This is a genomic window from Actinomyces sp. ICM47, from assembly GCF_905369875.1.
Classification (GTDB): Bacteria; Actinomycetota; Actinomycetes; order Actinomycetales; family Actinomycetaceae; genus Pauljensenia.
The window spans coordinates 54004-66781 of sequence record NZ_CAJPJE010000002.1 but is presented as its reverse complement, the minus strand read 5'-3'; the positions used below and the strand labels follow the sequence as shown (position 1 = coordinate 66781).

Sequence of the window (12778 nt, the reverse complement as noted above, 5' to 3'; positions counted from 1 at the left end):
TTGTGGCTTGCCCCGGCCTCGCTTCTCTTCTCAGCGAACTGCGCGGCGAGTACATCAAGCGGGGCCTGGACCCGAAGAACCTATCACGAACCATCGAGGACGCGGCCACCGTGTGGGAGCCGATCCTACCGTGGACGTCGGCGGGCGCCTACATGGCCGGCACCCTGGGCGTCGCCACCCTGGCCTACCTGCCCTGGGCGATTTCTAACTGGATCGTCATCTTCTTCGCCCTCGTGTGGGCGGCCACGGGCATCGGCATCGCCAAGCTCACGCCCGAGGAGCAGAAAGCCCTCGAGGCGGAGGGCTGAGCGGTCATTGTTGAGGTGGGGCCCCCGGATGGGGGTCCCCACCTTGCGCATGTAGTTGAAGTGTCCAGCCGGCTGTTTCGCAAGTAAGCCACAACCCAAATTTACAGGTTGAAGGCCGTCCGCACGAACAACCAGCGGTAAAACAGAGCCTGCAGGCGAGCTGACGAGCGACGTGAGGTGGTTTGTGTGGACCAAGGCGTCAGGAGCCTGCGCTCTTGTCATTTACTCACAAGCGCAGCATCTGACTTGTATTCCTTCGAAGGTGTGTCCTGCCGCGTATGCAACAGAGGTTACCGACTATTATTGGCATCATCACAACAGAATTGAGGGCGCAGACTCCTACGAGAGAACGACATGTAAGACACACAAGAACAACGTTCAAAATGTCTTGACATGCCAGTGCGTGAGCGCGAGCAGGTTCCATCGCCCTCTTGGACACTTTCAAGGAAGACTGGGAAGCGTTGGACACGATCAATCGTCGCAAGACGAATACGAACTTCATTGACGAGTTACGCAGGACTTGCGAAAGTACGAACATCAACTTCCTTCTGGGTGCGGGATGCTCCATGCCGGCGTTCGGCACCCTCGGAAACATTGAACAACTTTGGGAAAAGGTCCAAGCAGATAACACACTCGACGGTTATCAAAGGAGCGTTCTCGAGATAACAATTCGGGCAACATTCTTTGAACATGCGATAGAAGCCAATTATGGCTACGCTAACTCATCGACTGTAAAAACACTCGAAACAAAACGAGCTTACCAACGATTCTGTGCTGCCTCTATCAACTTAGCAAAGAACCGAGAGGCAGCAATATCACCAAAACAAGTATCATACTTCGTGACAAACTACGATATCTGCATGGACCTTGCACTCGATCACGCAAAGGTACCAACAAACTCGGGCTTCATAGGGCGCTACAATGCGGTGCTCGATTTGAGCGACTTCGGCCGACGATACACCACGAGCACACTAACACTTGGCTATCAATCAGAACTAGCTTCAGCAAATCTTGTAAAACTCCATGGTTGTGCATCATGGATAACAGAACATTCATCCAAAAATCATGCACATTCCGTATATTTCAACACCACTCAATCCCATCTTATAGAGACTATCAATAAAATAGCAGGTATGAAACTTCCAAAGATCGATATTCACAACCAAGCCGAACACGAATACACAAAGCTAAAGAAAGAAGTGACGAGTAAACATTACATAAAGCCTTTAATTTCCGACATCGACACACTTATTAATCAGTTCAACAACATGCAAATTGTATGGCCAACAAAAGACAAATTCCACGACACAGTCCTCGATGAAATATACTACGCGCAGCTGAGACGCCTTACGAATCAATTAGAAGTTCGTAACTCAATTCTACTAATCATCGGATTTTCATTTGCCGATGAGCACATTCGCAAACTAATTTTGCGAGCTACTGAGACCAATCCGACCCTCCATGTCATAATATTTTGCTACAACAAAAAATCAGAACACGACATTCAAGAAAACTTGCTATCTGAATGCGACGCAATCCCAAATCACAACGTCACTACAGTTACAGCGATGAAACAAGGCGAGGGGATCATACACGGAGACCTAGATTTGAACAACGTTGCTACACTTCTTGAGTTGATTTCAAAATGACACAGATTACAAATAACGATCTACCGCTTCTGCGAATCGGCACTGTAAGCGCAGTCAGGGCGAGCGGTGTCGAGATTGCGGTAGATGCTGACAAAAATGAGCCGAGCATTCTCTACAAGGGTGACATCATCGATAATGTCACAATCGGATCACATGTGATCATACACCGTGGCTACCGCAAACTGGTCGCACATATCGAGGAGGAGTACCTCACGGAGGATCGCCAGTGGCGAGATGACGAATACCATCGAGACGCAGACCACTACAAGAGGACACTGAGAGCTACACTCCAGGGCGAGCTGATCGACAACTCCTTCGAACGCGGTCGCGCCATCATGCCCATGATTGGCAACATAGCCTACATCGCAACGAAACAACAAGTTGGTGACGTATACGGCACGGGCGATCCGCCATCAAATGGACCCACAAAAAGACCAATGCCACCTACTCTCGAAATCGGAAGCCTCAATAGCGATCCATCTGTTCGTTTTAAATTAAGCATCGGGAAATTTTTTGCTAGCCACATTGGCATTTTCGGCAATACAGGCTCAGGCAAATCTTACACACTCACACAGTTGTACACGAAGCTCTTCGCTGAACTACTTTCCCCATTTGACCAATCTAAAGCACAAGCGTCCGATAGTGCTGGAGTTCGAAAAACATCATTCACACACACCCAATTTCTGATTTTTGACTTGAATGGTGAATATTCAAGCCCTTCTGGAGGTGAAGTATTCTGTCCCAGCTCATTCAAAGAGGTGCTCACACTCAAGCCATCGAAGCATTCTAATGACCAAAATGAAGGTGACTCCAAGATCCCACTTCCCGAACACACGCTTACGGAACCAGATTTTTGGTACACACTACTTGAAGCAACCGAGAAGACCCAGCGACCTTTTATTGCGCGCGCACTACGCGATTTCACAATTCCAATTTCACCTAGCGCCACACCATACTGGCTCCAACGCGATACATTCAAGCATCGACTACTTCAATTACTCACGGCAACTAAGTCCGGAGATGTCGACACAACTCTTATTTTTCAGTATTTGAACGATATTCATTCGATTGCAGATGGAACCCACACCGCTTTCGAAGAGGCATTTGCGCGCTTTGAGAGCAACTTTAGTATTTTTAGCCCCTCTGGCGACTGTTACTTTCGCGACAGTTGTTTCAATGTTTCAAGAGCCATTACCAAGCCAAACGATACTAGAATTTTTGTAAATGACGACAATTTCCACTTACTTATTGATAATTTTTTTAACCAAGCTTACTCTCCTTACATTGGAAGCAGACTCGATCCACTTAGTTTGACGCAACTTAAGATAGTTTGCCAATTTTACGATGATATTTCGTGCGGTTTTCACATCGTAGCACATTTGCGACCACTGATTGGACGCCTTCGTCAACGCACTTCTCTCCTTGCAAGAGCATTTCAATTTGAGCGCAGTGTTGACTTGAGACGCCCAGCAATGAGAATCATAAATTTACGTTACTGTAGTATCGAAGAACGAAAGTTAATTCCACTACTCGTCACAAGGGCAGCATATAAGACACAAAAGGACAACTTTCATTCTGACCGTTATTTGAATATCATCATAGATGAGGCTCATAACCTGTTGTCATATGAGTCTTCACAAGAAAGCGAGACGTGGCGCAACACGCGCCTCGAGATGTTCGAAGAGGTACTCAAAGAAGGCCGGAAATTTGGGGTATTCGTAACGCTCGCTTCACAGCGTCCGCATGACATTTCCGCAACGATCACGTCACAGCTACATCACTATCTTCTTCACCAACTCGTCAATCCCAAGGACATTGATGCTGTACGCCGCGCAGTTTCCTATCTTGACGCCAAGTCGTTCGATGAGCTCTCATCACTTCCTCGAGGCACATGCATCATTTCCGGTACCAGTGTCCAGATTCCCGCGATCGTGAAGATCGATGAACTGCCAGAGGGGCGCAGACCCGACAATGAGACGATTGATCTTGTCAAACTGTGGGGTTTAGGTTCAGATTCAGCTGTAAAGAACGACAGCGACTCGTCAGTTTCGACATCGACCAGAGCCGAATCAGCTGCCGACGCCGACAGCACACGTGCATTCGACACGTAAGCACACCGTGCCAGTATGCACACAGGTGGGGGCTCCCAAACGGGAGCCCCCACCTCTCTGTCGCGGCAGAATCGCCTCAGTACGCCAGCCCCTTCGGCTGCTCCGCAAGGACGGCAAACCCCGGGTTGACGACCTCGAAGCCGTTGGCTTTGTAGGCCTCGTAGTCGAAGTTTTCGCATTCGTCGTACCCGATGCGGTGGTACTCGTAGAAGCCGTCCCAGGCCTCGTACCCGGACCCGAGGGAAGACTCGAGGAACGCGTCCGCCATGGCCATCGCGGTGCGCGGCGCGACGTAGAAGGCACCCATGGCGAGCAGGTTCGCGTTGTTGGCGGCGGCGCAGCGGCGCGCGGCGGGCACGGACTCGCAGACGGCGGCGTGCACATGGGGGCACTTGGAGGCGGCGATGTGGATGCCCATGCCGGTGCCGCAGAACGCGAGGGCGCGTTCGAACTTTCCTTCGGCGATCTGCGCGCCGAGCGCGAAGCCGACGCGGTGGTACATGGGGGCGCTCTCGGCGTCGGGCGTCAGGTCGGTGACGGTCCAGCCGCGCTCTTCGAGGTGGGCTTTGACAGCTTCTTTGAGGGGGTACCCGGCGAAGTCGGCACCGACGACGACGTGTTTGTCTTTAACTGTCAGCATGGGAGCGTCCTTTCAGGAATGTGCGCAGGGAGGTGAAGGAGAAGAGGCCCTCGTTCATGCAGATGACAAGCAGGAGCACGCCACCCCAGATGAGGGGCCGGTAGAAGTTGGAGATGTTGGGGAACATGTTCAGGCCCGAGGAGAGGACCTGGAGCATGAGGATGGACAGGAGGACGCCGCTCAGTCGCCCGGAGCCGCCGTTGGGGTTGACGCCGCCGAGGACGACGATGAGGACGGTGAGCAACGTGTAGGAGGTGCCGTAGTCGGCCTTCGCGGAGTTGTAATTCGCGAGCATGACGACGCCCGCCATGGCCGCCATGACTCCGGAGAGCACGTAGGTGCGGATCAGGAGGCTGTTGACTTTCAGGCCGGAGAAGCGCGCCGCGGTGTCGTTCGTGCCGAGCATGAGGATGGTGCGTCCGAAGCTGGTGCACGCGACGATGAAACCGGCGACGGCCGCGCACACGAGGAACACAACGAGGGGGATGGGCACGAGGCCTACCACCTTCGCGGTGAATACGGTGCTGAACGCTGGGGGCAGGCCGGAGACGGGTTTGCCTTCGGTGAGGACCAGGGCGATGCCGCCGAAGAGTTCGAGGGTGCCGAGGGTGGCGAGGATGGGTGGGATCTTGAGGATTGCGACGAGGATGCCGTTGATGAGGCCGCATACGACGCCGACGACCAGGGCGACGCCGAGCGCGATGAGGACGGCCATTCCCATGGACGAGGCCGTGGCTGGCCCCGTGAGGGTGGCGCGCAGGGTGAGGGCGGCGCAGATGCCGGTGACGTTGGCGATGGCGACGACGGACAGGTCGATGCCGGCGGTGAACATAGTGAACATGACGCCCAGGCTCATGAGGCCGAATTCGGGGAATTGGACGGCCATGGACTGCCAGGTACGTACGGCGAAGAAGGGGCCGGGGCGCACGGCGGCGAAGAAGATGAGCAGGAGCAGGAAGACGATGACGAGGCGCGCCATGTAGCTGTCTTTTTTGAGGAAAGCGAGGCGCGGGGAGGCGAGTAGCGTTGACATGTGGTCCTCCTATGCTGCGTTGCGGCGGCCGCGCATGACCTGGAGCGCGGAGACGCCGGTTCCCACGATGATGAGCAGGCCCAGGGCGAAGCCCTGCCAGAACGTCTTGATGCCCATGAGGATCATGGAGTTTTGGACGATGACGATGAGGAGTGTGCCGAGCATGACGCCGGTGAGGGAGCCTTTGCCGCCGGTGATGGCGGTGCCGCCCAGGACGACGGCGGCGATGACCATCATTTCCATGCCGAGCAGGTTGGTGGGGTGCATCTGTCCCATGGCGCAGGTGCGGACCATGCCGGCCAGGGCGGCGATGATGCCGACGATGACGTAGAGCCAGAACTTGGTGGCGCGTACTTTGAATCCGACGCGCGCGGCCGCGCTTTCGTCGCCGCCGATGGCGTAGAGGGATCGCCCGAACATGGTGTAGCGGGTGACGACGAAGGCCACGGCAACAACCGCGACGAGGATCAGGAAGGACACAGGCATCGACGACTGTAGGCCGGAAGTGTCGTTGCGGGCGACGAACAGGGAGGATGACCCGAAGGAGCGCATAGAGGCTGGGATCGTGTTGATCTGCACGGATTTGAGCGCGCCTTGCATGACGCCATTGAAGACGTTGGCCGTGCCCAGGGTGATGATCAGCGTCGGCACAGTGAGCCTGGAGGTGAAGATGCCGTTGAAGGCACCCAGGAGCGCGCCGAGGCCGGCGGCGATCAGGAAGGGCACGATGACCGGGCCATTCCACCCGTTGTCGACCAGGACCCTTGTGGTCACGTAGACCGCCAGGGAGGCCAGCGCTGGGAAGGATACGTCGATGCCGCCGGAGACGAGGACGAGGTGCGCGGCGACAGCGAAGAGGCCGGGGACGACCATCGCGCCGGCCAGGTCGACCAGGTTGTTCGCCGTGAAGAACTGCCCGGAGCGCGCCTGGATGACCAGGCTCAGCGCTGCGATGACCAGGAAGACCCAGAATTCGTTGGCGTGGAGGACTTTCGTAATGAGTCGGGGCATTAGTTCTCTCCCCCTTCGGTGGACGAGGCCGGGGCGCGGTCCTCGGACAGGAGCCGGGTCAGCTCGGCCTCGGTGAGGGTGTCGGGGCTCATGGCTTCGCTGAGGTGTCCGGCGCGCATGATGGCGATCGTCGAGCAGTTGGTGAGTACTTCGGCGATGTCGTCGGAGATGATGATAACGGCCATGCCTTGGGAGGCGAGTTCGCGCAGGATCGAGTGGATCGTGAACTTGGAGCCGATGTCGACGCCGACGGTGGGGCCGTTGAGGATGAGAACGGAGGGTTTGGTGGCCAGCCACTTGGCGAGGACGACCTTCTGCTGGTTGCCGCCCGACAGGGTGTTGACGGCGTTGGCAGGGTCGGGGGTGACGACTTCGAGGCGCGTCACCCATTTCTGTTCTTCGGCGCGAATGGCTTTCTTATCGATGAAGCCGAGTACCTTGGTGAAGTTCTCCATCTCGGAGATGGTGATGTTTTCGCTGATCGAGCGGGATAGGAATAGGCCTTCGGTGAGGCGGTCTTCGGGCACGTAAGCGATGCCGGCCTCGATTGCGTCGCGCACGCCGCGCAGTGTGACGTCCTGTCCCTTGACGCGGATGCACCCCGAGTCAAGGGGCAGCATCCCGAAGAGGGAGAGGGCCAGCTCGGTGCGGCCCGACCCCAGCAGTCCCGTGATACCCAGGATTTCGCCGGGCCTCACGCTCAGGGACGCGTCGGCGAAGGCACCGCTCACCGTCGCCCCCTTCACCTGGAGGATCGGGGCCTCGTCAATAGTGCCCGGCTGGTAGCGTTCCTCCGCGAAGTCACGCCCCGTCATGTAGCGGGCGAAACTCGCGCGGTCAAGCTCCTCCTTCGGGCAAGTGATGACCTTATGGCCGCTGCGCAGGATAGTGAAGCGCTGCGCGATCTCGAAGACTTCCTCGAGCTTGTGGGACACGAAAAGGATCGCGATGCCGCGCGACTGCAGGTCGCGGACGATGTCGAAGAGGGCGGCGACTTCCTTCTTCGTGAGGGCGGTCGTCGGCTCGTCCATGATGATGAGCTTCGCGTCGCCCATGAGGGCGCGGCTGATGGCGACGAGCTGCTTGTCGGCCACGGACAGGTTGCCGACCAGCTCGTCGAGGTCCACGTCGAAGCCGATCTTCGCCACGGCCTCGCGCGCGACCTCGCGCATGCGGGAACGGTTTACCAGGCGACGCCCGGCAGCCACTTCGCTGCCCAGCGCGATGTTCTCCATAACGGAGAGGTTCGGGAAAATCGAGAAATCCTGGTAGATGACGCGCACACCCGCGTCGATCGCGGCGGCCGGCGTCAGGCGCGTGAAGTCGCGGCCGTCAATCGAGACCGTCCCGTGTTCGGGGGTGTGTACGCCCGAAATGACCTTGATGAGCGTGGACTTGCCCGACCCGTTTTCCCCGGCCAGGCAGTGGATTTCTCCGGGCGCGATCTCCAGGTCAATGTCGACCAGGGCTCGCACGCCCGCGAAGGATTTGCTGACGTGTCGTACCGCCAGCACTGGGGTGTCCATGTGGTGTCCTTTCCGACGCATGCCACCGCCCAAAGGCCACCCCCACGCGCGCGGGCGTCGCGCGCAGGAGGAACAAGGATGCGCGAGCGTCCGTGCACGCGCGGGAGTGGCCCAGCCACGGCCTCGTCAATGGAGCGAGGGACGAGGCCGTGGAGCCTCGGTGGTCGTCGCCTGTTTGCGGATCAGAAGCCGAGGGAGTCGACGTTGTCCTTCGTGATCTTGAGCCAGCCGGTGCCCTCGAGGACCTTGGTGGAGCCGGACGAGAAGTGCATGCTCTCGTAGCCTTCGACGCCTAGGTTCACGCCGTCTTCGATGGTCTCACCGTTGAGGATCTTCGTGGCCAGGGACGCCATGGCGTAGCCGGCGTTCGCGGGGTCCCACAGGGTCAGGGTGGAGACGGAGCCGTCCTTGAGGATCTGGGCGTTCGCGGCGGGCATGCCGGTGCCAGCGGTGAAGACCTTGCCCTTCAGGCCCAGCTCATCGATGGCGCGGGCGGTGCCGGGCGCGTCGAAGGAGGAGGTGCCGAGGATGCCCTTGACTTCGGGGTACTTCTTGAGGACTTCCTTGGCGGTCTGGTAGGCGGTCTCGCCGTTGTCCTGGGATTCGACGCGGGGCTCAGCCTCGAGCAGCGTCATCTTCGGGTACTTTTCCTTCTGGTGGGCGACGGCACCGTCCGCCCACTCGTTGTGGGAGGCGTTCGTGACGTGACCGACCATCGTCGTGTAGACGCCTTCCTCGCCCATGGCCTCGGCGAGGTTGTCCATAATGAACGCGCCGTATTCCGTGTTGTTGAAGGCTTCGATGTCGTACATCGTGTTTTCCTGCGAGGCGCCCTCGTGGGTGACGACGACGATGCCGGCGTCCATGGCCTGCTTGAGGACGGGTTCAATGGCACCGGGGTCGACGGGGACCACGCAGATCGCGTCGACGCCTTGGGCGATGAGGTCCTGGATGACCTGGGCCTGCATGGTGGCGTCGGTTTCAGCGGGGCCCTTCTGGAAGACGTTCATGCCCGTGTCCGAGGCGTACTTGTTGACGCCCGTTTCCATGCGGACGAACCACGGATTAGTGGCGTCCTTGGGGACGACGGCAATCGTGTAGTTGCCGTCTCCGGCGGCCTTGCCGCCCGGGGTCGTGGTGCCCCCGTCCGTCGTGCAAGCGCCGAGTGCGAGGGCGCTTGCCGATATGGTGACGAGTGCTGTTGCTGCGAGGCGGGACTTCATCGGAACTCCTCTGGGTGTGGTCAACGTCGGTGTTGGGGTTGTGGTTGTGCGCGCTGCGGGTAGCCGTCGCGGTGCGGTGCCGCCGCGGTGGTGCGGCGCGGCATCGCGGTGCTGCTGCGTGCCGGGTCGCGGCTTGCTGGGTCACGACGGGCTATCGCGGCTGGCCGCGTTGCGGTGCCGCTCCCCCGCTATGCTCCGGCTGCGCACGGTTGCGACGGTGCGTCCGCGCTGTGCTGGCCTTGCGGCCTGCTGGTTGGTGTGTTGCTGCTGCGTTGGGTACTGTGGTGTGCCGGTCGTTCCCGTCATTGGGGTTCGTCGGCGCGCCCACCATCCTAAGCCATTTTTCGTGGTGGCGTTCACTTTTTGGGTCTGCTTCGGACGAGGCCTGGGCGGGGTTTCAGGGCAGGTTGAGGCTGGTTTTGGAGCGATTTGTCGGACCAGTTCGGCGCGTGGCACACACGAACCCCTATCTTCCACCCTGAACCCTTACCAACCCGCATACGCGTACCCCGAACCAAGAACATCCGTTCCGCAATACGTCGCATACGTGCACGTCTGTGCGGCTTAATAGCTCGTTATTCGAGCCGGTCGCGCAACCAGCACCTGAGCGGAATCGCTCGCCCGACAATCGCATAGATTGCCTCCAACTTCGGGAGGCCCGTGCTGATAACAGGTCAATGCGCAGGTCGTTCGACTGCGAGAGTAGTTTGCCTGTCGTCTCGCCATTTTCTGGGCTCAGCACCAGGACCTAACTGGGGAGCAACAACTCGGAGTCGACCAGTTCCGTCAAGTGAGTACTAATGGTCATCTGCACGGCATGATTCAGGGCAATCTCTGCCAGGAACGAGGGCAGGCATCATTCGGGATTGTGTCTCCAGTTAAAAGAAGCGCGGTACGTGCAGTACCGGCTGGATCCAGCAAGAGGATCTGCACTCACGCCTCGTCCAGTTCCTCCTAGATCGCATATGATCCTAGGCTGAGCTGGTCACCACGTTCTATGAGGCTTTGAGGCAGGCAAGTAATGCTGGCCGGTTGGAGATGTTGGCTCTCGTGGCCATGATTTTGAACGCCCAGGCGGAGCGGCTGGCCTGACAGTCTGAGGATATACGTTGCCAACGTCACCTCTGGCATGGTGCACTCCCATCCTTACAGCAGCGACGGCCACAAGGAACAACTGCTATTGCCACTCGGGTGACATCGGTAGCAACAGAGTGGGAATGACTGCCTTATCAATGCCGAAGCGCCATGCCTAAGGCCACGAACCCACTAACAAGTAGAGCCCCGTAGAACGGCCAAATCGCCCACCCTTTGATGACCGAGCAGTAGTCCAAGAATCGTGTTTTCCTTGTTTCCCCAGAGCACTGATAGTTCAACGAGTATGGAGCAACATCGGGGTCACCGGCTGCTATACGTTCGTAAAGGTTGCGATATTTGCGTTCGGTTCTCAGGTATCCAACATCCAGGATCGCAAAAACAACTGTCGCAACGATCCCGAGGACAGCAAGCGCGACGGAAGACTTTGTAAATGAATACCCATAGGCGGCCGTCACCACAGGAAGCAACCAACTTTTCGTGTTGGAAGACGATTGGGCCATGCGACTGATGACATTCTGGGCAAAAGCCAGGTGCTGACGACGATCCTCAGGTGTAGCGGAGCTATGAGGAAGAAGAGTTGTTGCGCGTAACTTGGCTAGAGCACGATCCTTCTCCTCATCAGAAAAGTCTGTCTTGGTCGGCCAAATATTCCCAAAGGAATCGTCATCCCATCGGGGCACGATATGAACGTGAACATGAGGAACGCTCTGCGTAGCTGCCTCACCGTTGGATTGGATGATGTTGATTCCATCCGGATGGTAGGTTTCGCGCAGGCTCATAGCCACGGCTTGGGCTGAAGTCATCACCGCGCTAACCTCGTCAGAAGTCAACGCGGTGAACTCTTCAACATGGCGGCGAGGAATCACCATACAGTGACCGAGGACAGCAGGCTCTGTTGGGAAAAACACTACGACCTTGTCATTGCGTGCAACTTCGCGCACGACCACGTCTTCTCCGCGAACAATCGCACAAAAGGGACAGCACTGTAGGCTAGTCATTCCCTGACACATCCTTGCTCTACCCAAGATTTCAAGTTCGATGCCAGCTTATCGTATGTAGCCTTAGAGTCAATCTTTCCCCAAAAATCACGCTGCGTGGGATCAAAGATAGGAAGCCCAGGGTTTCTTCCGGATCCGTTGATGCTACAGAAAGGGTCTGCTCCTTCAGCGTCTGTAGACCCCATTGATGAAAGTCCGTGAATACGTATTCCAAGGAGAGGTTTACGCAGGTCCCATGCTCGCTGAATCTCGTACTTCACCCATCGGCGAGAAGCAGTTTCTGCGCCGATAAGTACAACGACAGCGCTCTTCCTTTTCATCTGTTCATCAATCCAATTCTGGATTGCCTTAGTACCTCTTTGGCGAACTGCTTCCCACTCTTGAGCATTGAGGAGTTTCTGCCCTTCAACACTTCCCATGTTGCGGATTAACTGCACACGGTGAACATCTCGTTCATAGTGAAAACTATAGAAAACGGCCATTTGAGCTACACCTTTCTTTTGGCTCGGTCTGGTTTTATAGACCACCGTTTTGAGAATTATTGCTTGTTATTGGTAGTGCTACTCCCATTGGTGCACATATCACTTGAGCAAGAGCCAGCCCACTCGTATATTCCTATACATACGGACTCATTATCACGCACCCTCTTGTTGCAGTAGCACTCAATGGCCAGCCGCTAGGTCATCCTCTTCCTCCTCAACAAGCAAGGGATAGTCAGAGTGCAGCGTCAGTTGTTCAGCCGACACAATAAATGGGTTGTCATCACTGCCATCAACCTCGATATAGACCATGTCATCGATAACCTTGCCCACGCGGAACCTATCACCTGCGCGCAGCATCAGACCACCACCACACTCAACGTCAGCAGAGACTGTATACACCTCAGAAAGCTCATCAGCATTGGATTGAGCGAACTTCGCTCGTGCCCAATCCGCGATCTTGGCTTCAGCAGTCTTACCTTTGCGCAGTCTTGCACCAATATTGAGTCCCATTCGAAAGATAATCACACCACCGAGCACCATCACGCCTGTTACCTTGGCAATTGCATGACCAGGTCCTCCCATTGCCTTGATTCCCGTAGTGACCATCTGATATGCCCCGAGATTACTCATCGCTATTCTACTTCCTTCCTTGGACTATGGGCACGCAACGCGGCAGCCCGAACACTTACTGAAAAATATACC

10 protein-coding genes and 1 pseudogene are annotated in these 12778 nt (G+C 56.8%); 3 read left to right on the top strand and 8 right to left on the bottom strand.

Translation table 11 applies throughout. From position 1 onward, the window contains the following. Window positions 1-38: 38 nt before the first annotated feature. The 3 genes and pseudogenes from QZ149_RS00910 to QZ149_RS00900 form a co-directional block, all read left to right on the top strand. Window positions 39-308: pseudogene (locus tag QZ149_RS00910) on the top strand (Na+/H+ antiporter NhaC family protein); the annotation flags it as partial. Between the two features lie 431 nt (window positions 309-739). Further along, on the top strand, window positions 740-1957 hold the full coding sequence (locus QZ149_RS00905; protein WP_291448777.1) for an SIR2 family protein: 1218 nt from the start codon (window positions 740-742) through the stop codon (window positions 1955-1957). Continuing rightward, window positions 1954-4068, top strand: a complete 2115-nt coding sequence (locus tag QZ149_RS00900) for a DUF87 domain-containing protein (protein ID WP_291448774.1) — start codon at window positions 1954-1956, stop codon at window positions 4066-4068. The genes QZ149_RS00905 and QZ149_RS00900 overlap by 4 nt, the downstream gene beginning before the upstream one ends. A 76-nt stretch (window positions 4069-4144) precedes the next feature. Here QZ149_RS00900 and QZ149_RS00895 read toward each other — a convergent pair whose 3' ends face one another. From QZ149_RS00895 to QZ149_RS00860, 8 genes are all read right to left on the bottom strand, one after another. Beyond that, a complete protein-coding gene (locus QZ149_RS00895) occupies window positions 4145-4708 on the bottom strand; it encodes an RpiB/LacA/LacB family sugar-phosphate isomerase (RefSeq protein ID WP_291448770.1) in 564 nt (187 codons plus the stop codon). Then, window positions 4695-5741 (bottom strand): ABC transporter permease, encoded by a 1047-nt coding sequence (locus tag QZ149_RS00890; RefSeq protein ID WP_291448768.1) that lies wholly within the window; start codon window positions 5739-5741, stop codon window positions 4695-4697. The genes QZ149_RS00895 and QZ149_RS00890 overlap by 14 nt, the downstream gene beginning before the upstream one ends. 9 nt (window positions 5742-5750) lie before the next feature. Continuing rightward, window positions 5751-6752 carry an ABC transporter permease gene (locus tag QZ149_RS00885; RefSeq protein ID WP_291448765.1) on the bottom strand — a complete coding sequence of 334 codons (1002 nt, stop codon included), beginning with the start codon at window positions 6750-6752 and terminating at the stop codon, window positions 5751-5753. Beyond that, entirely contained in the window at window positions 6752-8278 is a 1527-nt protein-coding gene (locus QZ149_RS00880) for a sugar ABC transporter ATP-binding protein (protein WP_291448762.1), read from the bottom strand. Before QZ149_RS00880 ends, QZ149_RS00885 begins: the two co-directional genes overlap by 1 nt. A gap of 182 nt (window positions 8279-8460) precedes the next feature. Further along, window positions 8461-9501 (bottom strand): autoinducer 2 ABC transporter substrate-binding protein, encoded by a 1041-nt coding sequence (locus QZ149_RS00875; RefSeq protein WP_291448760.1) that lies wholly within the window; start codon window positions 9499-9501, stop codon window positions 8461-8463. A gap of 1229 nt (window positions 9502-10730) precedes the next feature. Then, a complete protein-coding gene (locus QZ149_RS00870; RefSeq protein WP_291448757.1) occupies window positions 10731-11594 on the bottom strand; it encodes an HIT family protein in 864 nt (287 codons plus the stop codon). Further along, window positions 11591-12121 (bottom strand): TIR domain-containing protein, encoded by a 531-nt coding sequence (locus tag QZ149_RS00865; protein WP_291448754.1) that lies wholly within the window; start codon window positions 12119-12121, stop codon window positions 11591-11593. Before QZ149_RS00865 ends, QZ149_RS00870 begins: the two co-directional genes overlap by 4 nt. Before the next feature lie 135 nt (window positions 12122-12256). After that, window positions 12257-12706, bottom strand: a complete 450-nt coding sequence (locus QZ149_RS00860; protein ID WP_291448752.1) for a hypothetical protein — start codon at window positions 12704-12706, stop codon at window positions 12257-12259. Window positions 12707-12778: the final 72 nt, after the last annotated feature.

Excerpts from the sequence above, each read along its gene's own strand:
- QZ149_RS00895 (WP_291448770.1), bottom strand. The coding sequence starts at position 4,708 with ATGCTGACAGTTAAAGACAAACACGTCGTCGTCGGTGCCGACTTCGCC.
- QZ149_RS00885 (WP_291448765.1), bottom strand. The coding sequence starts at position 6,752 with ATGCCCCGACTCATTACGAAAGTCCTCCACGCCAACGAATTCTGGGTC.
- QZ149_RS00860 (WP_291448752.1), bottom strand. The coding sequence starts at position 12,706 with ATGAGTAATCTCGGGGCATATCAGATGGTCACTACGGGAATCAAGGCA.
- QZ149_RS00880 (WP_291448762.1), bottom strand. The coding sequence starts at position 8,278 with ATGGACACCCCAGTGCTGGCGGTACGACACGTCAGCAAATCCTTCGCG.
- QZ149_RS00875 (WP_291448760.1), bottom strand. The coding sequence starts at position 9,501 with ATGAAGTCCCGCCTCGCAGCAACAGCACTCGTCACCATATCGGCAAGC.
- QZ149_RS00870 (WP_291448757.1), bottom strand. The coding sequence starts at position 11,594 with ATGACTAGCCTACAGTGCTGTCCCTTTTGTGCGATTGTTCGCGGAGAA.
- QZ149_RS00890 (WP_291448768.1), bottom strand. The coding sequence starts at position 5,741 with ATGTCAACGCTACTCGCCTCCCCGCGCCTCGCTTTCCTCAAAAAAGAC.
- QZ149_RS00900 (WP_291448774.1), top strand. The coding sequence starts at position 1,954 with ATGACACAGATTACAAATAACGATCTACCGCTTCTGCGAATCGGCACT.